Here is a 22,714-nt window from a genome sequence, read left to right as displayed (position 1 = left end):
AATCAGGGAATTGAACTTTTGCTTAAGATAGATGAAAAAAGAGGGCAAAATCTCATAAAAGGTTCAATAGCTGTAGGTATTGCAAACGCAGGTTCTGAAAAACCTATTGTAAAGGCAGATTTTGCTGAAAATCTCGAAAGTTACGATTTTGGCTCTCCCCTGCACATTGTAGCTATTCCGGCAGATCTGCATTTTGTCGAGGCAGAGGCCCTTGTTAAACTTGCGGGTGCACCTGTATCTATCCTTGAAGAAGGGGAAGAAAATTAATTTGAAGTATTCTGTGTAAAAATCATTTACTGGTGAGAGTATAATATGGTACGTGGTTCAGTAGGAGTAATATTCGGTGAAACAGGAACTCTTAATTTCAAGTTCCTGATATCGGACAGTACGGCAGTTCTGAGAGGCCATTATGTCAAAATATGGCATGAGACAGATGGCTGGATACTTGCGCAGGTGTTGTCAATTGTGCGCTCCAGTGAAAAATATTCTCTGGAAGAAGCTAAAAAAGGGCAGAGAAAAGATCGAAATGATGACCGTATAGTTGCCTCTGCCACAATAATAGGAAGCAGGGATAATAGTGGTCTTTTGAGGGCGCCTATGAGTCCTTTCAGTCCCGGGGATCAGGTCTATCTGGCAGATGATACACTTATTAGGGATACACTGGGTCTTGTGGGGGATGACATGTATATCGGATTGCTTGAAGGCACCGGTATTCCTGTGCACCTTAATGTGAACAGTCTTGTGCAGAAACATTGTAGCATCCTTGCAAAAACCGGCAGTGGTAAGTCTTATACTGCCGGAGTAATTCTTGAAGAATTACTTGATCATAATGTACCCATGTTGATAATTGATCCTCATAGTGAGTATTCTTCTATTAAAGAATCGGCCAGTGGAAATACTGGTGAATTAAAAAAATACGGTATAAAATCCAAAGGATACGGCTCCAGAATACAGGTTTACACTCCTGCCGATAAATCAATAAATCCAAACGCAGATCATCTTTTCAGGTTAAACGGGGTAAATCTCACTCCCAGTGAACTGATGACTTTATTTCCTGATAATTTTAACAGTACCCATTCCGGCATTCTCTATGAAGCTGTACACAGGTTACGTGCTGATGTGGAAACCTATTTCCTTGATGATATAATCAGGGAGGTCAGTAACAATGAAAGCAAAGCCCGCTGGAATGTAATTAATTTACTTGAAGATATTAACCAGCTGGATATACTTTCTCCTCAACCCACTCCGATTGAAGAGTTAATGCAGGATGGAAAGGCCTCGATCATTGACCTGAAAGGGGTTCCTCCCCATATACAGACAATGATTGTGGCCCAGCTCTGTGATACTCTTTTTGAAGCTCGCAAACTTGGCACGATCCCTCCGGGAATGCTGGTTGTGGAAGAAGCCCATAATTTTGCTCCTGAAAGAGGATATAGCAAGAGTTCCAGTTCCGAAATTCTCCGAACAATAGCCTCAGAAGGGCGAAAGTTTGGTTTGGGGATGCTGGTCATCTCCCAGAGGCCTGCAAGGGTTGATAAAAATGTACTTTCACAGTGTGGAAGCCAGATTATATTGAAAGTTACCAACCCCAATGACCTTAAATCCATCAGTAAAGGTCTGGAGGGTGTAAATTCCTATGTAGAAGAAGAATTGTTACGCCTGCCGCCCGGGATTGCGATGCTGGTGAGCAATGATATTGAACGCCCGATTCTTGTGGATATACGTGTCAGGAAATCCAAGCATGGTGGGGAATCCGTGAAAATTCTCAATAAATCTTCATCTAAAGCCTCTCCAGGTGTCAAAAAAGAGTCTAAAACAGAACCTGTAACCAAACCTGTAGAAGAAAAAAAATCCCAATCCCCGCCACCTAAAAGGAAACCAAGCCGCAATCCCAAGAAAGATAGTGGTGGTCTTTTCAATAAGCTGTTTGGCTCTGAAAGTAAATAAGGTGTTATAAATGGCAGCGGATTTGAATGAGAAAGTTGGACGATATGAAAAATTGCTTAAAAAGGCCCTGGAGCTTGCACAACCTGCTCCAAGAGCCAATTCCCATTTGATGAAAGTGGCAGATGATTACCTGAATATGGCTCGATCCTATTACAATGACGGTCTTCATTTCGTTAAGATTGGGGATCCTGTAAATGCCCTTGTATGTTTCAGTTATGGACATGCCTGGCTGGATGCTGGTGCAAGGCTTGGGATTTTTGATGTAAATGATGATGTGTTATTTACAATATGATCCATCATTCCTTATTCAAATTCGGTTTAAGCAGAGAATTAATATAAGTGAAACGAATATGACTGAGTTTATTGCTTAATGTACTATTTGTGCTTATTAGTTTTGATGGCGATGTTTTAATTTGAGAGAATGTAGAAGTTTTAGACCTGGAGACGAAAAGTATGCCGAGTTATCATGTAACCCTTGAAGCCGCCTGGTTGGTAAGAGATGTGAAAAGCGCAGATGATGCCATTGGTGTAGCAATTGCTGAAGCCGGAAAGAGGCTCAATCCCCAACTTGATTTTGTTGAAGTTGATGTGGGTTCTACTTTCTGTCCTGCCTGTAATGAACCTTTTAGTAGTGTTTTCATAGCAGCAAATACTGCTATAGTCGGCCTTATCCTGGAAATGAAAGTTTTTGATGCTGAAAGTGAAGAACATGCTTCCCGTATTGCCAAATCGGTCATCGGAAGGACCTTGAGGGATGTACCTCTTACTGTAATAGATGTCGAAGAATTTGTCAGATGAAGTGGGAGGTCTAATGTCAGGCCCCATAGATGTTGTAGGACATGCTGCACTGGATTATCTATTTGAAGTCGAACATATCGCTTCACCCAATGAATCCTATCCGATAACAAGCTATGAAGTACTTTTTGGAGGGGGTGGTGCCAATATTGCCGCAGCAATAGCGCATTTGGGTGGTTACTCCCGTCTGGTTGCTGCTGTGGGGGATGATTTTTCCACAAGTGGCTATGAGCAACATCTGAATAATCTGGATGTTGATCTTTCTCTCCTTTATCGTATAGAAGGTGAGGAAAGTACCAAAGCTTTTGTCTATACTGATCCAAATCATAATCAATCATCCTACTTTTACTGGGGTTCATCTTCAAAGTTGCCGGATATAGAAGCTCCAGCGCTGATTTTGTCCATCTGGCAACCTCTGAGGCAAGTTTCAATGCCCGGGTGGCTCAGAAATCAAAGTTTGTTTCTTTTGATCCTGGCCAGGATCTGGTTACTTACTCAAAAGAGCATCTGGTTACGATACTGGATAATACGGATATTCTCTTTGCCAATATCCATGAGGTCAAGCGTGTAAAAGAGATGACTGGAAGGTCTTTTGATGACCTGAAGAAATCCATTTCAACTATTGTAGTCACCTGTGATTCCAGTGGAAGTAAGATATATTGTAAAGATAAAAAAATTGATATCCTCATCGTATCTGTAAAAGCTGTGGACCCCACCGGGGCGGGAGATGGTTACAGAGCGGGATTCCTTTTGGCTTTCAGGAAAGGTTTTCCTGTAGAGGTATGTGGCAAAATAGGTTCAACAGTTGCTTCGTTTGCAGTGGAATGTGTTGGATGCCAGACCAATCTGCCAACATGGGATGTTATGAAAAAAAGATATGAAGAGAACTTTGGAGCATTGCCCTAAAGCCTCTCCAGGTGTCAAAAAAGAGTCCAAAACAGAACCTGTAACCAAACCTGTAGAAGAAAAAAAATCCCAATCCCCGCCACCTAAAAGGAAACCAAGCCGCAATCCAAAGAAAGAAGTGGTGGTCTTTTCAATAAGCTGTTTGGCTCTGAAAATAAATAAGGTGTTATAAATGGCAGCGGATTTGAATGAGAAAGTTGGACGATATGAAAAATTGCTTAAAAAGCCCTGGAGTTTGCACAACCTGCTCCAAGGGCCAATTCCCATTTGATGAAAGTAGCAGATGATTATCTGGATATGGCTCGATCCTATTATAATGACGGTCTTCATTTCGTTAAGATTGGGGATCCTGTAAATGCCCTTGTATGTTTCAGCTATGGGCATGCCTGGCTGGATGCCGGTGCAAGGCTTGGGATTTTTGATGTAGATGATGATGTGTTATTTACAATATGATCTGCCATACCTTATTCAAATTTGGTTTAAGCAGAGAATTAATATAAGTGAAATGAATATGACTGAGTTTATTGCTTAATATACTATTTGTGCTTATTAGTTTTGATGGCGATGTTTTAATTTGAGAGAATGTAGAAGTTTTAGACCTGGAGACGAAAAGTATGCCGAGTTATCATGTAACCCTTGAAGCCGCCTGGTTGGTAAGGGATGTGAAAAGCGCAGATGATGCCATTGGTGTAGCAATTGCTGAAGCCGGAAAGAGGCTCAATCCCCAACTTGATTATGTTGAAGTTGATGTGGGTTCTACTTTCTGTCCTGCCTGTAATGAACCTTTTAGTAGTGTTTTCATAGCAGCAAATACTGCTATAGTCGGCCTTATCCTGGAAATGAAAGTTTTTGATGCTGAAAGTGAAGAACATGCTTCCCGTATTGCCAAATCGGTCATCGGAAGGACCTTGAGGGATGTACCTCTTACTGTAATAGATGTCGAAGAATTTGTAAGATGAAGTGAGAGATTTAATGTCGGCCCCCATAGATGTTGTAGGACATGCTGCACTGGATTATCTATTTGAAGTCGAACATATCGCTTCATCCAATGAATCCTATCCGATAACAAGCTATGAAGTACTTTTTGGAGGGGGTGGTGCCAATATTGCCGCAGCAATAGCGCATTTGGGTGGTTACTCCCGTCTGGTTGCTGCTGTGGGGGATGATTTTTCCACAAGCGGCTATGAACAACATCTGGATAATCTGGGTGTTGATCTTTCTCTCATTTATCGTATAGAAGGTGAGGAAAGTACCAAAGCTTTTGTCTATACTGACCCAAATCATAACCAATCATCCTACTTTTACTGGGGATCATCTTCAAAATTGCCGGATATGGAAGCTCCAGCGCTGAATTTTGTCCATCTGGCAACCTCTGAGGCAAGTTTCAATGCCCGGGTGGCTCAGAAATCAGAGTTTGTTTCTTTTGATCCTGGGCAGGATCTGGTTACTTATTCAAAAGAGCATCTGGTTACGATACTGGATAATACGGATATTCTCTTTGCCAATATCCATGAGGTCAAGCGTGTAAAAGAGATGACTGGCAGGTCTTTTGATGACCTGAGAAAATCCATTTCAACAATTGTAGTTACCTGTGATTCCAGTGGAAGTAAGATATATCGTAAAGATAAAAAAATCGATATTCCTATCGTAGCTGTAAAAGCTGTGAATCCCACCGGGGCAGGAGATGGTTACAGGGCGGGATTCCTTTTGGCTTTCAGCAAAGGCCTACCTTTTGAGGTATGTGGCAAAATAGGTTCAACAGTTGCTTCGTTTGCAGTGGAATGTGTTGGATGCCAGACCAATCTGCCAACATGGGATGTTATGAAAAAAAGATATGAAGAGAACTTTGGAGCATTGCCCCTCTNGAGGTATGTGGCAAAATAGGTTCAACAGTTGCTTCGTTTGCAGTGGAATGTGTTGGATGCCAGACCAATCTGCCAACATGGGATGTTATGAAAAAAAGATATGAAGAGAACTTTGGAGCATTGCCCCTCTGATCTCTTCTTTTTTGTTTTATTTATTTTTGTTTTCGATTACAGCCTGGGCTGCTGCCAGTCTTGCAATGGGAATGCGGAATGGTGAACAACTTACATAATTGAGTCCCACGTTATGGCCATATTTTACAGAAGCCGGTTCTCCGCCGTGTTCCCCGCAAATACCAATCTTAAGTTCACTATTTGTGTTTCTTCCTTTCTCAATACCGATCTTGACAAGTTCACCTACTCCGTCCTGATCAAGTACTGCGAATGGATCCTGCTCCAGTATATTGTTCTCTATATAGGATGGGAGGAACTTTCCTGCATCATCCCTGCTGAAACCGAAGGTTGTCTGGGTCAGGTCATTGGTACCAAAGGAGAAGAATTCGGCCTCTTCAGCGATACGGTCTGCAGTCAGGGCTGCTCTTGGCAGTTCTATCATGGTTCCAACCAGATATTCAATGGTTGAACCGTTACAATCAATTACTTCCTGTGCAGCGGATTTTACTGTTTCCTTGATTACCTTGAGTTCGTTGACATGGCTGACCAGTGGAATCATTATTTCCGGTACAATTTCAAGCCCTTCCTTTTTCAGGTCGCACGCTGCTTCAATAATAGCTTTGACCTGCATCTCGTACACTTCAGGATATGTAATGCCAAGGCGGCATCCCCGGTGGCCAAGCATCGGATTGACTTCTTTGAGTGATTCTACTCCACCTATCAGTCTGTTTACTTCAGCGATCTCTGATTGTTTGGCGCCCTTAGTTTTCAGTTCGCGTAGTTTTTCCGTGAGTTCCTCATGGTTGGGCAGGAATTCGTGAAGCGGAGGATCAAGCAATCTGATTGTAACAGGATAGCCTTCCATTGCACGGAATATTCCGGTAAAGTCTTCCTTTTGCATGGGAAGCAATTTTTCAAGTGCCTTTTTCCTTTCCTGACTGCTTTCTGCCATTATCATTTCACGAACAACAGGGATTCTTTCCTCGCCAAAAAACATATGCTCTGTACGGCAAAGGCCAATCCCTTCAGCTCCGAATTCCCTTGCGACAGTTGCATCATGGGGGGTATCGGCATTGGATCTGACATTTATGGACCTGATATTGTCAGCCCATCCCAGAATTGTATCAAGTTCACCGCTCAGTTCAGGGGAAATGAGTTTGACTTCACCCAGTATGACTTCTCCTGTACTGCCGTCGATAGTTACATAGTCTCCTTCTTTGACAGTAACATTCCCGTTGGTGAATTCTTTTTTGTCCATGTCGATTGTAATTTCGCCACAGCCGGCAACACATGGTTTACCCATTCCTCTGGCAACAACTGCTGCATGGGATGTCATTCCGCCGCGAACAGTGAGTACACCTTCAGAAGCTGCCATTCCTCCGATATCCTCCGGTGAGGTTTCGGTACGTACAAGAATAGTCTGTTTTCCTTCCTTGGATTTTTCTTCGGCTTCCTCTGCTGTGAATACAACCTTTCCGACTGCTGCACCTGGGGATGCCGGTAATCCTGTAGCAATCACATCGAGGTTTGCATCGGGATCTATCATTGGATGGAGGACTTTATCGATCTGTGAAGCTTCGATACGTGATACTGCAATTTCTTTATCAATGAGGCCTTCTTTTTCCATTTCCACGGCTATTCTGATAGCTGCTTTTGCAGTTCGCTTCCCGGTTCTTGTCTGAAGCATGTAAAGGTTACCTTCCTGAATGGTAAACTCTATGTCCTGCATGTCCCGGAAGTGATTCTCCAGTTTCCTGTAGATGTCCACCAGTTTATCATAGACCTCAGGCATGCTATTCTGGAGTGCTTCGATGGGTTGTGGGGTGCGTATTCCTGCGACTACATCTTCTCCCTGGGCATTTGTGAGGAATTCGCCGAAGAAGCATTTTTCACCGGTTGCAGGATCACGTGTGAAAGCAACGCCGGTTCCGGACTTGTCACCCATATTTCCATAAACCATGCTCTGTACGTTTACAGCGGTTCCCCAGTTGTCGGGTATATTGTTCAGGCGGCGATATTTGATAGCCCTCTGGTTGTTCCAGGAATTGAATACAGCATCGATTGCCATCTGGAGTTGCTTTCTGGGATCCTGTGGAAACTCTTTCCCTGTATTGTCCTTTATTATTGCTTTGAATTTTTCGACCAGGTATTTGAGAGAATCCGTGTCCAGTTCGGTATCCAGTTCTACATCCAGCTCTTTTTTCTGGGATTCTATTACCTTTTCAAAATTTTCAGTAGATATTCCAAGTACAACATCTGCGAACATTGTCAGGAATCTTCTGTAACTATCATAAGCAAAACGCTCGTTAGATGTCTTTTTTGCAAGTCCTGTGACAGTTTTGTCGTTTAGGCCGAGATTGAGAACAGTATCCATCATTCCAGGCATTGAAACCCGTGCTCCGGAGCGAACAGAAAGGAGGAGGAGATTGTCCGGATCGCCAAATTGTTTGTTATTTGCTTTTTCGAGTTTTTGTAAAGCCCGGTCCACCTCATCAAGCATTCCGGGTGGATATTGATTGTCTCTTGTATAGAGCACACACACTTCAGTGGTAATTGTGAAGCCTGGAGGTACCGGAATACCCAGGTTTGCCATTTCTGCAAGGTTTGCGCCTTTACCACCCAGCAAATCTTTCATGCTGTTTTTTCCTTCGGTTTTATTATTTCCAAAAAGATAAACGAATTTTTTATCTGCCACTAACTTTCCTCCCATGGAAATTTAGATTCCTTATTATATGTAGGGTCCTGTTTGTTAGTAGATGACACAATAGTTCATTTTATATTAAGGTTTAACGATGCATCATATTTTTAAGTAAGAATGAAATAATTTCCGGGGAATTAATTTTGTTTTAATTATCGTTTTGTTCCCGGGAATTGTATATGTTTCTATTAAAGGTGTTGCGATACATTTATATGCAATCAATTTAATCTATTTATACTTCCAAATTACCTTATATAATGGACAATGCATATGAAAAGACTTGGAGTAGTATACCACCTGATAGGTGGCAGGAAACTTATAGTTAAAGGCTCCGAAAATATGTCTTATTGCAATATAAAGGAATTGCCCCGGAAAGGGTCGGCAGTTCTGGACAAGAAAGTTGCAAGAATTGGCAAAGTTTCCGATATAATAGGGCCGGCTTCCCGGCCTTATGTTGTAGTCAAAATTTTTAGTGACGTACCAGATTCGAAGATAAAAAGCTGGATTCGAGAAAAGGTGTATGTCAAATAATTAATGTTTACGTTTTTATTCCGTGATTTTAATCAGAGGTCCAATACATGGTAGAAGTTGAAAGGGTAAGGTATTCAGACACTTCCGAACGAGAAAAAATGCGTGCTATGATAAAAGCGCGTCGTGAGAAAGAAAAGAATACTGATGTAGAGAATAAGGCACTTGAGTGCCCTGAGTGTGGTAGCCGCAATCTTGAACAGGATTATGAACGTGCAGAACTTGTATGTGCGGATTGTGGTTTAGTAGTTGATGCTGATTTCGTAGATGAAGGACCTGAATGGCGGGCTTTTGACCATGACCAGAGGATGAAACGCTCCCGTGTGGGTGCGCCGATGACCTACACAATACATGATAAGGGTCTCTCCACAATGATCGATTGGAGGAACCGTGATTCTTATGGAAAGTCCATATCATCCAAGAATCGTGCCCAACTGTATCGTTTGAGGAAATGGCAGAGGCGTATCCGTGTAAGTAATGCAACTGAACGAAACCTGGCATTTGCTCTTTCAGAACTTGACAGGATGGCCTCAGCCCTTGGTCTTCCCAGGACGGTTCGTGAAACAGCAGCTGTTGTTTACAGAAAAGCGGTTGACAAGAACCTGATTCGTGGTCGCAGTATTGAAGGGGTTGCCGCAGCTGCTCTGTATGCGGCATGCAGGCAGTGCAGTGTTCCACGGACACTGGATGAGATTGGAGAGGTATCCAGGGTCAGCAGGAAAGAGATTGGCAGGACATACCGTTTCATTTCAAGGGAATTGTCCCTCAAACTAATGCCTACTTCCCCGATAGATTACGTGCCAAGGTTCTGTTCGGGCCTAAGCCTGAAAGGCGAGGTACAATCCCGAGGTGTAGAAATCCTGAGGCAGGCATCGGAGAAAGAACTAACAAGCGGACGTGGGCCTACAGGTGTTGCTGCTGCGGCTATCTATATTGCCTCCATCCTGTGTGGGGAACGCCGCACACAGCGTGAGGTTGCAGACGTGGCAGGTGTGACAGAGGTTACCATTCGTAACCGTTACAAGGAACTTGCAGAGGAACTCGATATCGAGATAATTCTCTGAGATTGGAAGGATAATTTTAAAATCCTTCAACTTCTTTTCTTTCCTATCCATGCTTGCAATACTGGACATGCTTTTTGTGGGATTCGCAGTAGGTCTTACAGGAGCGCTTGTGCCAGGCCCGATGCTTTTTGCCACCATTGAAGGGTCTTTGAAAAAAGGATGGAGGGCAGGACCTGAGGTTGTCCTTGGCCATGCTTTGATTGAACTTTTAATTTGTATTCTTATTGTGCTGGGCCTTACATCGCTTATCGGGGACACGGAAATGTCCGTTATATCCTTTGTAGGAGGTCTGGTACTTGTTGGATTTGGTTTACTTACGATAATACATTCCCGGAATACATCTATTGATTCAGGATTAGCTGGTGGAGTTCTGGCAAACCCTGTTTCTGCAGGTATACTAACTTCGGCTTCCAATCCTTATTTCTGGATATGGTGGCTGGCTGCAGGAAGTGCACTTGTGCTCCGGGGAATGGAAATTGGTATATTTGCTGCTGTGATGTTTGTAGTCGGACACTGGATGGCTGACCTTGGATGGTTTACCTTTGTTTCCACATCTCTTAGCAAGACGAGAAGTTTCTTTTCGGGACCTGTATATCGCGGTGTCCTTGCATGCTGCGGGTTTTTCCTGATGGGATTTGGTACCTGGTTTGCTTTTGGGTGATTTAATGGAACGTTTGTGTGTGAAAGTGAAAAAACGATTTGGTGAGCCTGTCAGGCAGGCACTGGCGCAGATGGATTTACTGGATAATTCATACAGGCTGTCTGCGGATGATGACTGTCTGTATGTGCCTGTCATGGACGAGTGTCCGGAAGATGTCTGTTCAAATCTTCCCCATGCGGCAGAACTGGTCAAACATGAGCTGCAACCCAATAAGAAACAGATCACTCCCGAAAGTTTACTTGGGTTTTCTCCCTCTTTTGAAATAGTGGGAGATATTGCAATTCTTGACGGCGATGAAGAGGAACCTGAAAAGGTTGCCCGGGCCCTTCTGGAATTTCGAAAGAGTCTGCGTGTGGTTTTACAGGAGGAATCAGGGATCACAGGAGAATTTCGGGTACGCAGTTTCAGGCTGGTTGCCGGAGAAAACAGGACTGAAACGATGCACCGGGATCATGGATACAGGTATCTGGTGGATGTCGCGAAGGTTTATTTTACTCCCAGGCTTTCTACAGAAAGACAACGTGTGATTTGCAGTTGAAACCGGATGATGTAGTTGTGGATATGTTTGCAGGGGTGGGTCCATACAGTATCCCGGCGGCCAAAAAATGTGGTTATGTGTATTCAATTGATAAAAACCCGCAAGCGGTTGAGTACCTGCAAAAAACATCGAACTCAACCGCCTGGATAACATTGAAGCCTTCGTGGCAGACGCCCGTGACCTTCCGCAGAGGCTGGGTCAGGTAGCAGACCATGTTATCATGAATTTGCCTCACAATGCCTGCGATTTTGTCAATGAGGCCGTGGCCCTGACAAAACCCGGAGGTGTTATCCATTATTACGCAATGGCGCATGATGATGATCTTTTTGGTCCCTCTCTTTGCCTGATCGAGGAGGCTGCAAAAAAAGCAGGCAGGGAATTTGAAGTACTGGAGACCCGCTCGGTCCGTTCGTATGCCCCGCATCAGTACAATGTATGTATTGATATGCGGATCAATTGATATTATTCAGGCAAAATAGCGAAATGGTTAAATCCTAAGATCCGTATCTGGATACGCCTCTGTGTGCCGTCGTGGCTTAGTGGTATAGCGGCTGATTCGTAATCAGCAGGCCGGGGGTTCGAATCCCCCCGACGGCTTATTATCCCAAGGTGTAAATCCCTCTTGAAGTGAGACATTTGTGAAATGTCTTTAATATAATCTTCTTTCCACTTTTTGGCAACACTATTTTGCTAATAGCACCTTACTGATGAATATATAGGATTTTTCGTTCACCACAAAGATTCAATCCCAACTTTCTACGATTAACCCTTTTTCTTGATTAACATACTGTATGAAATTCATTTCATGGATATTTATTCCATCTGCAGTATATTTTAAAAAATGAGCCTTCGTTTCCTTTCCCGCTTTGTCTAAATACACAATAAAAAGTTTTTCTTAAAAATTGAAAAATGAATTTTGAAATTCTTCAATGTCTTCAAGCATATTTCTTTCAATAGAATGTGTTTTATCAACATGTGGCCCACGCTTAGACTTATTTATATTTTCATATTTGAAAATCCACTGCCCTTTTTCTGTTCTTTTGACATCATAATCTCCTATTAAAAAATGATTCATATTACTTCGAATTAAATGAACTTCCTGATACCACTCCAAATCCCATTTAATAATATTTCTATATCTTTCAGGAATGGAATATTTATTTTCTTTATTTTTTTTGCATTGCTCTGTGAAATTTTGACTCATGTCTTTTTGCAAGTAAAAGCAATTAAATCGAGAAACGTTTTCCATTATATTATAAATGGTATCAAGATATTGTTTATATATCAACATTAACTTGAGAGAACTTGTGTTTGGAACTGGAAATCCTTCATAATCTTCATGGTCTCTTATTACATCCTTAATAACAGAAAGAAAATCATTCTTTAGAATATTCAAAATTCGAATTCTTGTAAAGATTGAAGCAGTGTAATCAAAATATCGCAACTTGTCAACCTATTCTTCTGTTGAAATTAAATTGTTTCTACATTCGTAACTATTCAGCCTGCCATAATCGGCCCAGTGATGCTGATTTCGTTGAAACAGAGATGTTTGTTCGCTAATAGTTCAAAAACAAAAAAAGCAATCGGTTGCAACAATCAAAATTAATAACTCTAAAGAAATTTACTCATAAGGAATTGAGGACAATGCCGGATGATTATGTTTTCACCAGGCTGAATAGTTACCTACATTCTTTATAAATAATGCCTTGCATGAAAGATTCAATAGCATATATTAAAGATGTTGTTTGGCTTGTTTTATCGTGTTTTGGCAAGGTGTAAGACTTGGTTTTACCTGTTTCAACATTAGTGACTTTAACTGATTTATCTTCATCCATAATTATTCTCCTATTGTAATCACACAATACCATATGAAAATATTTATATCAATTCATTATAATTCAATTGTGCTTTTACTTATAGTAAACCTACAGGAGTATATGGATGGACTTCGCTGAGAAGCAGCAATTAAGTGAGAGGGATATATGTCGCATCTTTATATCTCCAGCAATTGAAGGGGCCGGATGGAACAGGACTTCTCAAATAAGGGAAGAAGTGTACATCACAAAGGGTCGGGTTCTTGTCAGTAGGGAGGGAGTCCGTCGTGCCAATCCTAAGTGGGCTGACTATATTCTTTATTACAAACCTAATATCCCTGTAGCTGTTGTCGAGGCAAAAAATAATAAACATGGTGTAGGAGACGGCATGCAGCAAGCACTTGAATATGCAGAGATGCTTGATGTGCCGTTTGTTTATAGCAGCAATGGTGATGCTTTCCTTGAACATGACAGATCCCTTAATTCTGGGCAGATTGAAAGGGAAATTCCCCTTGATTCCTTCCCAAATCCTCATGATATCTGGGAAAAATATTGCAAATGGAAAGGGATTGAGGAAGAACATCAAAAACAAATTGTCAATCAGGATTACTACCCGTCTTTTGCAGGTAAAACCCCTCGTTACTACCAGATAAATGCAATTAATCGGGTCGTTGAATCTGTTGCTAAGGGGCAGGACCGTCTTTTACTCGTGATGGCCACAGGAACCGGGAAGACCTATACAGCTTTTCAGATTATATGGAGGTTATGGAAATCCAAGACCATGAAGCGTATTCTCTTCCTTGCTGACCGCAACATCCTTGTGGACCAGGCCAAAACCAATGATTTCAAACCTTTCGAGTCAGCCATGACCAAGATAAAAAACCGTGAGGTGGATAAGTCCTATGAAATTTATCTTTCCCTTTATCAGGCTGTAACGGGTAATGAGGAAGATAAAAATATTTATAAACAGTTTTCTCCGGACTTTTTTGACCTTGTTGTTGTGGATGAGTGTCACAGAGGTAGTGCTGCTGAGAATTCAGCATGGCGTGAGATTCTGGAATATTTTTCATCGGCTACTCAGATAGGTCTCACTGCTACGCCAAAAGAAAGCAGGGAAATTTCTAACATTGATTATTTTGGCGAGCCAATCTATACCTATTCACTGAAACAGGGGATAGAGGATGGTTTTCTTGCCCCTTACAGGGTGAGAAGGATTGATTTTGATAGAGATCTGGAAGGGTGGCGACCTGAAAGGGGCCAGATTGACAGGTATGGTTATGAGATTGAGGACAGGATATATAATCAGAAGGATTTTGACCGCAGTTTGGTACTGGAAGAGAGGGTCAAACAGGTTGCCAAAAACGTTTCCAGTTTCCTTAAAAAGACTGACCGATTCAGCAAGACCATAGTATTCTGTGAGGATATAGACCATGCGGAAAGAATGCGTCAGGCACTTGTGAATGAAAATGCTGACCTCATTGCTGAGAATGCAAGTATGTAGTAAGAATAACAGGGGATGAACCTTATGCTGCAGCGAATCTGGATGACTTTATTATCCCGGAAAACACGTATCCGGTGATTGCGACTACTTCAAAATTGCTGAATACGGGTGTCGATGTGCAGACTTGTAAATTGATTGTTCTCGACAAGCGTATCCAATCCATGACAGAGTTCAAGCAGATAATAGGCAGAGGAACCAGAATTAATGAGGACTTCAATAAATATTTCTTCACTATAATGGATTTCCGCAAGGCTACAGAATTGTTTGCCGACCCCGAGTTTGATGGTGAACCCATTGAGGAATCTACCTTTGAGATGCCAGGTGGATATGGAAGTAAAAGTGGACAGTCACAGGAGAAGCAGAAAAGCCACAAATATGTGGTTGGGGATGTATCGGTTGAGGTCCTTGCAGAAAGAATTCAATACTATGACCAGAGCGGGAAACTGGTTACTGAATCCCTGAAGGATTATACACGAAAAACTGTAGCACAGCAATATGGTACAATAGACGAGTTCCTTAATGAATGGAGTGAGGCTGAGAGAAAACAGCAGATTATCGAGGAACTGGAAGAGGAAGGCGTGCTTTTCGATGAACTTGAAAAACAGATTGGCAAGGAAATGGATGCTTTTGACCTTATCTGTCATGTGGCCTTTGATAAACCTCCATTAAGCCGCAGAGAGAGGGCTGAGAAGGTGCGTAAAAGTGATTACTTTGCCAAATACGGAGATAATGCACGCAAGGTACTCAGTGCTATGCTCGATAAGTATGCAGATGAGGGAATTGAAAATATTGAGAACATGGAGGTCCTGAGGCTGAGACCTTTTGACAATATGGGCACTCCTTTTGAGATACTGGATTATTTCGGTGGTAAACAGGGATACAAGGATGCCCTGAAGGATCTGGAAGCACAGATTTATGAGGCAGAAGTCTAATTCTCATATCTCTGTAATGTGAAGGTTGTTGTTATGTCAATTGGCACGGTTATTAAGGGCGTACAGGATATCATGCGTAAAGACGCTGGTGTGGATGGAGATGCACAGCGGATAAGCCAGCTCGGGTGGATGCTTTTTTTAAAGATACTCGATGACCGGGAAAAAGAGACCGAGTTAATGCGGGATGATTATGTATCCCCTATGCCCGAAAAACTTCGCTGGAGAAACTGGGCCAGTAATGATGAGGGAATCACTGGCGATGAACTTCTGGATTTTGTGAATGAGGAGGTTTTCAGGAAACTTAAAGAACTACAACCCAGGACAGAAGATGACGACCTGAGTATTGTAATAAGGTCTGTTTTTGAGGATTCCTATAATTACATGAAGTCCGGAACCCTGATGCGTCAGGTTATCAATAAGATTAATGAGATTGATTTTAATCGGTCCAATGACCGGCATACCTTCAATGATATCTATGAGAAGATTCTGAAGGATTTGCAGAGTGCCGGAAATGCGGGAGAATACTATACACCCAGGGCCGTTACACAGTTCATGGTGCAGATGACCAATCCACAACTTGGAGATAGAATTATGGATCCTGCATGTGGAACGGGTGGTTTCCTGACAAATGTCATCGAGCATGTCAGGAATAATTATGTCAATTCAATTGAAGATGAACAACTTCTGCATAATTGTCTGTTCGGTGTGGAGAAAAAGCCAATGCCACACCTTTTGTGTACAACAAATATGCTATTGCATGGTATTGGGGTGCCTTCCAATATCCGCAGGGATAATTCCCTTGCACGTCCTCTGAGGGATTACACCCCAAAGGACAAGGTGGATGTGGTGGTTACCAATCCGCCATTCGGTGGTCAGGAAGAAGATGGTGTCGAGCAGAATTTCCCTACAAAATTCCAGACACGTGAGACGGCAGACCTGTTTTTGGTTCTGATAATGAAAATCCTCAATGATGGTGGTAAATGTGCTATAGTGCTGCCTGATGGTACTCTATTTGGAGAGGGTGTGAAGACCCGTATCAAAGAGAAATTAGTCGATGAATGCAACCTGCATACGATTGTCAGGCTGCCAAACGGTGTTTTCAATCCCTACACAGGCATCCGTACCAATCTGCTCTTTTTCACGAAAGGAAAACCCACAGAAGAAGTATGGTATTATGAGCATCCCTACCCTGAAGGTTATAAATCGTATTCCAAAACCAAACCCATACGCATAGAAGAGTTTAAACCTGAAAAGGAATGGTGGGAAAACCGTGAGGAAAACGAACATGCCTGGAAGGTTCCTGTGGAGGACATACGCAAGAACAATTACAATCTCGATATCAAGAATCCCCACACGGTTGAAGAGAACCACGGCGACCCGGAGGAATTATTGGAAAAATATAATTCCCTCACCTCGGAAATTGAGGAAACACGCACTCTTCTGAAAGATGAACTCATTCAGGCTCTGGAGAGTAATCATCAATGAATTCTGACCTGCTCTCTCAGAACTTCGCTACACTAATTGAAGCACCCGGTGGAATCAATGCACTTAGGCAGATGATACTGCAGCTTGCAGTACGTGGTAAACTTGTTTCCCAGAATCCAGATGATGAACCTGCGTCTGTATTGCTGGATAGGATTGCCGAGGAGAAAAAGAGACTCCAAAAGGAAGGCAAACTCAAAAGGCAGAAGAAGTTGCCACCGATTGATGAGGATGAAGTGCCTTATGAAGTGCCGCAGGGGTGGGAATGGAAAAGATTAGGAAGTATCACCCACAATTTGGGTCAGAAGAAACCCGATAAGAGATTTATTTATATCGATGTCTCCTCGATTGATAATAAAAAAGGGACAATCGCTTCGACTGACAATATTTTAGAGCCTGAGAATGCTCCTTCTAGGGCAAGGAAATTGGTTTCTGAGAATACTGTGATTTATTCCACAGTTCGACCATATCTATTGAATATTGCAATCATCGACAAAAAGACCGAACCTGAAATGATAGTAAGCACAGCTTTTGCAATACTTCATCCTTATTCCACTATTTATAACAAATATCTTTACTATTATCTGAAGAGTTTGCAATTTACAAAATATGTTGAAAGTCAAATGATTGGGATGGCATATCCAGCAATCAATGATTCAAAATTACTGAAAGGATTGGTACCTCTTCCCCCTATCGCCGAACAACACCGAATCGTTGCCAAAGTTGACAAGCTCATGAACATGTGCGATGAACTGGAGAGGAAGCAACAGAAGCGCAGTGAAGTTCATATCTGCATGAATAACGGGGCTCTGTCCAAACTGCAACAACCGGACAAAGAGGCAGAATTCAACCGTATCTGGGCCTACATCAGGGATAACTTCGACCTTCTATACACAAAACAGGAAACTGTAAAGAAACTCCGGGAGGCAGTACTGCAACTGGCGGTTCAGGGCAGGCTTGTGGAACAGGACCCGAATGATGAGCCTGCTGAGGTGTTGCTGGAGAGGATTGAGGAAGAGAAAAAGAGGCTCCAAAAGGAAGGCAAACTTAAAAGGCAGAAGGAGTTGCCACCAATTGAAGAGGATGAGGTGCCTTATGAATTGCCGCAGGGGTGGGAATGGGCACGGATGGGGGATGTTGTTTTAAAGATAAAAGGCGGTGGCACCCCTAGCAAGCGTAATCCAAATTACTGGAACGGTGAAATTGCGTGGGCGAGTGTAAAAGACCTCAATTGTGGAAAATATCTTAGTTCAACAATAGATACAATTACTGAAGAAGGGCTGAATGAGAGTAGTAGTAATTTGATTATAGAAAATAACATTATTATATGTACACGTATGGGACTGGGAAAAATAAGTATAAATCAAATACCTGTGGCAATCAACCAAGATTTGAAAGCTTTATATTCATCCCAAAATATCGACATGGATTATTTTTATAATTTATATAACTCCTTATCAATAAGCGGAACTGGTATGACCGTCAAGGGAATTCGCCAAGATACCTTATTGAATATGCTCATTCCTCTTCCACCTCTTGCCAAACAACACCGCATTGTGGAAGAGGTAGACAGACTTCTGGCATTATGCGATAGGTTGGAAGCAAACATCAAGCACTCTGAAGAGGTGGCCCGGAGTTTCGCAGAGGTTATAGAGAAGGTCGGAGAATAAAGGGGCTACTTTCAATACTTGTGATATCTGGATTTTGCTCTCCTTACTTCAATCACCAGCACGTCTGCATGAGGGTGTTCCCTTTTATACGGGCAATTTCCTCATCCTTTTCATGGCCGGGGTTGAAAAATACTTTCGAGCATGTGTGTTTTGATTCGAGGGCATGCAACCGGCTCATTTATGGCCTATTGATAAGGATGAATGTCTTGATATATTGAGTTTCATATTATTTTTGATGAAAAAGTTGGATGGTGCAACTTATTTCAAGCAAAATTAAAAACGAACCAGTAATTACCAAAAACTACCAGAAACTAACGGATTGGTAGTTATGAAGGTTCCGCAGAAGGCCCCGGATATGTGGGCGGTGATTGAGAAGTAAAATAAGACCTCCATGACAATATTGTTATCACTGGATATTCTATGCAAGAGTAATAAAAAAAATATTGGATGCCATTACTCTTTTTCAAGATGAACATCCAGTTGTGGGAATGGAATCTCAATTCCAAGTTCTCTGTATGCTTTAAATATATTTTCTGTAAGTTCTTTCTTTACATTCCAGAAATCCTCTGTTTTTGTCCAGGCACGAAGCTGCAGGTTTACGGAGGAACCTGCAAGTTCGGTTGTCATTACTGCAGGGGCAGGGTCTGGCAATACTTTGCTGTGGGATTTCATTGTTTCAATGGCAATTTCAATGGCTCTGTCTATATTGGAACTGTAACTTATTCCTACGTCAACACTTACCCTTCTGGTGGGCAGGCGTGTTGCATTGATTATCGGGTTTCCCCATACAAGTTTATTAGGGATGGTGATGAATTTGTTATCTGGTGCAAGAAGTTCAGTAGCCATAATCCCAATGCCCGAAACAGTTCCTGAGATGCCGTTTATTTCTACGTATTCATTTTTATCTATGGGGCGAAGTGCAGCAATCCATATTCCTGCCCCCAGATTTGTGAGTGTATCCTGCATCCCGAATCCAAGGATCAATCCAATCACTGCTGACAATCCCAGAACTACAGGTCCAACATCAAAATTCAATGTGGACAACGTGGCAAGGATTACAATAACGTAGAGAAGAATGCTGAAAAATCTTGTCAGGAAGTCAATTACAAGTGAAGGTAATTTTGTTCTGGAGATGCTGTCTTTAAACATTCCTGTCAGGATGCGGGCAATGATATAGCCTGCAACCAGTACTATCAGGGCCGCCCCGATGTCCCATACTGTAAGGTTGTTGAATTGAAACATTTCTGCCATTCTATCCTCCTTGAATCAATTTTTAACTCTACAAAGAAAATGGGGGCATAGGTATATAAAACAGATGTTACTTGGACTTCAAGGTATGTTTTGCATTATATGCCAATAATTCTTTTTTTGCAGTAGCCGAGACTGTACCATTGGCATTCAGAACAAATATTATCGAATTTTTCTTCATCGATATATTTCAGTTTTTTAAGAATTTCGCTGTACAGGTAATGTTTTCCAAAATCAATTCCAAGAGAATCGGCTACTTTTCTGTCGAGCATTTTGACTTTCGTTTCAACTTCACAACCAATAAGACTTATTTTATCATTTGTGCTTTGCGCATCAATGATTTTCAGTCTGGGGCAGGCTGTGCAAATACAATCCGGAGCATTTGTGACCTCTATCAGGAGATCGCAGATGTTTAGTCTTTCAATAATGTTTTCCATGTTCTCTATAAATTCTTCAGAATAACCCTTCCCGATGAAGCCCTGGATGCAAAATATATGGTGTGCCCGGATTAGCATTTTTCATCCACATCTAAGAAAGTTAATGTAAAATGAGTACTATTCAGGGTACGAGAATGTCTCCTATGGAATGTATGATGCCATTGCTGCATTCGATATCAGGTTTAAGGATTGGCGTGTTTTCCACGAATATTTTCCCGTCACTTTCCCTCAACCTCAATTTGTTACCTCCTGTCGTAGTCAATGTGGTATTTTCGCGGAGGTCTTCGCTGCTGTATTTTCCTTCTACTATATGGTAACTAATAATATCTCTAAGGTAATCAAGATCTTCGAAGGCATCGTCTATCACTGAATCAGGAATGGGTTCAAAAGCACTTTCCACTGGCGCAAAAATGGTGAAAGGCCCTTTTGTGGAATACTTTTCCATAAGGTCGAGTGCTCTGGCTGCTTTTAAAAGGGTGGGGAATTCTCCCATGTCCTTTGCGGTTTGGATAAGATCCTTTGATTCCATTCTTTTCTCCTATGGCTAATTTTGTATGATTAATAGGAATCCAGCTGGGCTTGCATCAACTCTTTGTGTTTCTTTTCGAGGAAACTGTACACGGGTCCATGATTTGCTCCTTCTATGAGCATTTCAATTGCAGTTCTCATAATCTGGATTTGCTCCGGGTATCCTATGAAACTGACTGTTTTTCCATAGATTGAGATTTTCACTCCGATTAGGTTTTCAGCAATTTCTCGGGTTTTTCCTCCTTTGCCTATAATCCTCCCCTTTAGGCGAGTCATTTCCTTATTTGTAGATGCATATTTTGAAAGATCAATAACCTCTAACATCAGCAGATCATCATCCAGCATAGGTATTGTTTTTTCAGGGTTGAATCCTCTTCCAATGGCTTTGATTGTTTCGATGGCTCTGAGGGTTCCTACGGGGTCATCTCCCTGTATGACTTCCACGCTCCCATTTTCACTGTCGATGTTGAGTTGTGAAGATGATTTTTCTTCTATGAATTTTTTTAGTCTGGCCTTTTGGCCCGATGATTGCACCAATTCTATCTTTTGGTATTTTTAAATGCGTCATGATTTTCAACCTGTGTTTACTTGTCTCTTTGTTTTTCGGTAATAATCCTTAAAAGTTCTTCTTCGTCGGATTGTATGCCGTATTTCTTGAAGTGGCGGGCAAGGTTTCTGATATCTCGTTTTAGAAAGTCATTTGCCGATGGATGCTCCAGTGTTACAGATTGCCCCATGTCTATGAGATATGGTTCAAGGGTAGATGGATCGAGCAAAATATTGTATTCGCTAAGGTCTCCATGTACTAGTTTGGCTTCATTATAAAGTATTTCGAGGTAATGTATAATTGTCCCAAAAATTGTTTGTGCAGATTGTTCACTAAGTTTTACTTCCTTTAGAAGAGGGTAGGGTTTGTCTCCTTCTCCGATAAATTCCATGGCAAGTATGTTTTTGTGGGTATCTATTGGCCTAGGGGCAGCTATGCCGCATTCTCTGGCACGCATAAGATTGCGGTACTCTTTTTTTGTCCATGCAAATATGATATCTTTTTTTCTTGTGGCGTATATTGCTAAAACGTGGGTCTCCTCGTATATATTCATCCATGGACTTAAAGGTGCTTGAAGATATGCGGTATATTTTGAGGGCTATGTTTTTGTCTTTGCCTTCTGCAAGGAATACGTTTGCTTCCTTGCCGGTGCTGATTGATCCGCCGAGACTTTCTATCACGCCTTTTCTTGCTAGGTCATAAAGAGCTTTGAGGGTGGCTTCATCAAATACATTTTCTTTTACTTTCAGGTGCTCACTGTCTTTGCGTCTGATGCGCATTTTGTCAACATCAGTGTCAAGTTTTCGTATGTCTTTTGATTCTTTTTCCATGCTGCCACATCTTTTCAATATATATTTCCCGGGATTTGCTCTTGCAATATTTTTTTGTGGGATCTTCGTTTTTTTGTTTTGAAATATGCCAGCTTGATAGGTTCTTCATGCTATTTATGCGTTCCATTTATGGATGATTTGTTTTTTGCTGTTCTCAACATTTCATTTCAATATTTGTTTGCACGATAACTATTAATATCAGTGGGCACATGTAGGAGTCCCGCTCAATGAATGGGTGCAGATGTAGCATACAATGCTTGCAACTGCTTGATGCCTGTTTGTTCGGTGGAAAGTGATAATGCAATGCTTATATACGTTCAATGCGTATATATGTGTCCTGTGAATGGCACAGGATTGATAACCTGTTTCATGCGCGAACCTTGCTGGTTTGTCGTGTGAATTGTTCCGGCCTTGCCGGATCAGAAGGTTTATATACCAAACTCAATATTCATGAGTTCCCTCACAGAACGTGTGTGGGAGAGTAAATCACCTTCATTTTAATGGAGACAGGAGATAACAATTCTGTCTGACTCACGCAATGGCAGTTCGGTGAATTCTGATCGTTAGTATTAAGAATTCACTGTGCAGGGCCTTTAATCAGCATCATGTTGT

The 22,714-nt window shown here is 41.9% G+C and carries 18 protein-coding genes, 1 tRNA gene and 6 pseudogenes; 17 read left to right on the top strand and 8 right to left on the bottom strand.

The window, feature by feature from the left end; translation table 11 throughout:
• The 9 genes and pseudogenes from C9889_RS02535 to C9889_RS02500 form a co-directional block, all read left to right on the top strand.
• Positions 1-267: pseudogene (locus C9889_RS02535) on the top strand (diphthine synthase); the annotation flags it as partial.
• Between the two features lie 45 nt (positions 268-312).
• Positions 313-1,947: a helicase HerA domain-containing protein gene (locus C9889_RS02530; protein WP_129596930.1), complete on the top strand. Its 1,635-nt coding sequence runs from the start codon at positions 313-315 to the stop codon at positions 1,945-1,947.
• A 10-nt stretch (positions 1,948-1,957) separates the two neighbouring features.
• Positions 1,958-2,239: a DUF357 domain-containing protein gene (locus C9889_RS02525; protein ID WP_129596928.1), complete on the top strand. Its 282-nt coding sequence runs from the start codon at positions 1,958-1,960 to the stop codon at positions 2,237-2,239.
• A 161-nt stretch (positions 2,240-2,400) separates the two neighbouring features.
• On the top strand, positions 2,401-2,745 hold the full coding sequence (locus C9889_RS02520) for a DUF555 domain-containing protein (protein ID WP_129596926.1): 345 nt from the start codon (positions 2,401-2,403) through the stop codon (positions 2,743-2,745).
• 13 nt (positions 2,746-2,758) lie between these two features.
• Positions 2,759-3,313 carry a PfkB family carbohydrate kinase gene (locus tag C9889_RS11065; RefSeq protein ID WP_318531497.1) on the top strand — a complete coding sequence of 185 codons (555 nt, stop codon included), beginning with the start codon at positions 2,759-2,761 and terminating at the stop codon, positions 3,311-3,313.
• The gene (locus C9889_RS11060) at positions 3,226-3,648 is read left to right on the top strand and encodes a PfkB family carbohydrate kinase (RefSeq protein WP_318531583.1); all 423 of its coding nucleotides are present in this window, start codon (positions 3,226-3,228) and stop codon (positions 3,646-3,648) included. The genes C9889_RS11065 and C9889_RS11060 overlap by 88 nt, the downstream gene beginning before the upstream one ends.
• A 172-nt stretch (positions 3,649-3,820) precedes the next feature.
• A pseudogene (locus C9889_RS02510) lies at positions 3,821-4,101 on the top strand (DUF357 domain-containing protein).
• A 161-nt stretch (positions 4,102-4,262) separates the two neighbouring features.
• Positions 4,263-4,607, top strand: coding sequence for a DUF555 domain-containing protein (locus C9889_RS02505; protein WP_129596924.1), 345 nt, complete (start codon positions 4,263-4,265; stop codon positions 4,605-4,607).
• A gap of 13 nt (positions 4,608-4,620) precedes the next feature.
• Positions 4,621-5,532, top strand: coding sequence for a carbohydrate kinase family protein (locus tag C9889_RS02500; protein ID WP_129596921.1), 912 nt, complete (start codon positions 4,621-4,623; stop codon positions 5,530-5,532).
• Between the two features lie 129 nt (positions 5,533-5,661).
• On the opposite strand, the gene ppdK is transcribed toward C9889_RS02500, so the two are convergent.
• Positions 5,662-8,319 (bottom strand): pyruvate, phosphate dikinase, encoded by a 2,658-nt coding sequence (gene ppdK, locus C9889_RS02490; RefSeq protein ID WP_191985815.1) that lies wholly within the window; start codon positions 8,317-8,319, stop codon positions 5,662-5,664.
• Positions 8,320-8,592: 273 nt separating this feature from the next.
• On the opposite strand from ppdK, the gene C9889_RS02485 reads away from it, so the two are divergent.
• From C9889_RS02485 to C9889_RS02465, 5 genes and pseudogenes are all read left to right on the top strand, one after another.
• A complete protein-coding gene (locus C9889_RS02485) occupies positions 8,593-8,853 on the top strand; it encodes an H/ACA ribonucleoprotein complex subunit GAR1 (protein ID WP_164999259.1) in 261 nt (86 codons plus the stop codon).
• Between the two features lie 47 nt (positions 8,854-8,900).
• Positions 8,901-9,914 carry a transcription initiation factor IIB gene (locus C9889_RS02480; protein WP_072359502.1) on the top strand — a complete coding sequence of 338 codons (1,014 nt, stop codon included), beginning with the start codon at positions 8,901-8,903 and terminating at the stop codon, positions 9,912-9,914.
• 49 nt (positions 9,915-9,963) lie between these two features.
• On the top strand, positions 9,964-10,575 hold the full coding sequence (locus tag C9889_RS02475) for a LysE family transporter (RefSeq protein WP_129596915.1): 612 nt from the start codon (positions 9,964-9,966) through the stop codon (positions 10,573-10,575).
• Between the two features lie 4 nt (positions 10,576-10,579).
• Positions 10,580-11,573 (top strand): annotated as a pseudogene (locus C9889_RS11405) (class I SAM-dependent methyltransferase).
• 65 nt (positions 11,574-11,638) lie between these two features.
• Positions 11,639-11,710, top strand: a tRNA-Thr gene (locus C9889_RS02465).
• Positions 11,711-12,008: 298 nt separating this feature from the next.
• Here C9889_RS02465 and C9889_RS10025 read toward each other — a convergent pair.
• Positions 12,009-12,557: a hypothetical protein gene (locus tag C9889_RS10025; RefSeq protein ID WP_164999258.1), complete on the bottom strand. Its 549-nt coding sequence runs from the start codon at positions 12,555-12,557 to the stop codon at positions 12,009-12,011.
• A 235-nt stretch (positions 12,558-12,792) separates the two neighbouring features.
• Positions 12,793-12,948 carry a hypothetical protein gene (locus C9889_RS10020; protein ID WP_164999257.1) on the bottom strand — a complete coding sequence of 52 codons (156 nt, stop codon included), beginning with the start codon at positions 12,946-12,948 and terminating at the stop codon, positions 12,793-12,795.
• A 106-nt stretch (positions 12,949-13,054) separates the two neighbouring features.
• On the opposite strand from C9889_RS10020, the pseudogene hsdR reads away from it, so the two are divergent.
• The 3 genes and pseudogenes from hsdR to C9889_RS02445 all read left to right on the top strand — a co-directional run bounded on the left by hsdR (position 13,055) and on the right by C9889_RS02445 (position 18,512).
• A pseudogene (gene hsdR, locus C9889_RS11400) lies at positions 13,055-15,360 on the top strand (EcoAI/FtnUII family type I restriction enzme subunit R).
• Positions 15,361-15,393: 33 nt separating this feature from the next.
• The gene (locus tag C9889_RS02450; protein WP_129596911.1) at positions 15,394-16,845 is read left to right on the top strand and encodes a type I restriction-modification system subunit M; all 1,452 of its coding nucleotides are present in this window, start codon (positions 15,394-15,396) and stop codon (positions 16,843-16,845) included.
• Positions 16,842-18,512: a restriction endonuclease subunit S gene (locus tag C9889_RS02445; protein WP_129596909.1), complete on the top strand. Its 1,671-nt coding sequence runs from the start codon at positions 16,842-16,844 to the stop codon at positions 18,510-18,512. Before C9889_RS02450 ends, C9889_RS02445 begins: the two co-directional genes overlap by 4 nt.
• 453 nt (positions 18,513-18,965) lie before the next feature.
• On the opposite strand, the gene C9889_RS02440 is transcribed toward C9889_RS02445, so the two are convergent.
• The 5 genes and pseudogenes from C9889_RS02440 to C9889_RS02420 form a co-directional block, all read right to left on the bottom strand.
• A complete protein-coding gene (locus C9889_RS02440; protein ID WP_129596906.1) occupies positions 18,966-19,763 on the bottom strand; it encodes a mechanosensitive ion channel family protein in 798 nt (265 codons plus the stop codon).
• 95 nt (positions 19,764-19,858) lie between these two features.
• Positions 19,859-20,275 carry a DUF1284 domain-containing protein gene (locus C9889_RS02435; RefSeq protein ID WP_129596904.1) on the bottom strand — a complete coding sequence of 139 codons (417 nt, stop codon included), beginning with the start codon at positions 20,273-20,275 and terminating at the stop codon, positions 19,859-19,861.
• Positions 20,276-20,318: 43 nt separating this feature from the next.
• A complete protein-coding gene (locus tag C9889_RS02430) occupies positions 20,319-20,726 on the bottom strand; it encodes a fasciclin domain-containing protein (RefSeq protein WP_129596902.1) in 408 nt (135 codons plus the stop codon).
• A gap of 29 nt (positions 20,727-20,755) precedes the next feature.
• Positions 20,756-21,293 (bottom strand): annotated as a pseudogene (locus tag C9889_RS02425) (KH domain-containing protein).
• Positions 21,294-21,309: 16 nt separating this feature from the next.
• Positions 21,310-22,051: pseudogene (locus C9889_RS02420) on the bottom strand (serine protein kinase RIO).
• Between the last annotated feature and the right edge of the window lie 663 nt (positions 22,052-22,714).

This window comes from Methanohalophilus profundi, assembly GCF_004137855.1.
In the GTDB taxonomy this organism is placed as follows: Archaea; Halobacteriota; Methanosarcinia; order Methanosarcinales; family Methanosarcinaceae; genus Methanohalophilus; species Methanohalophilus profundi.
Note: the sequence above shows the minus strand (reverse complement) of the source record. Positions and strands in the feature narration are given on the sequence as shown.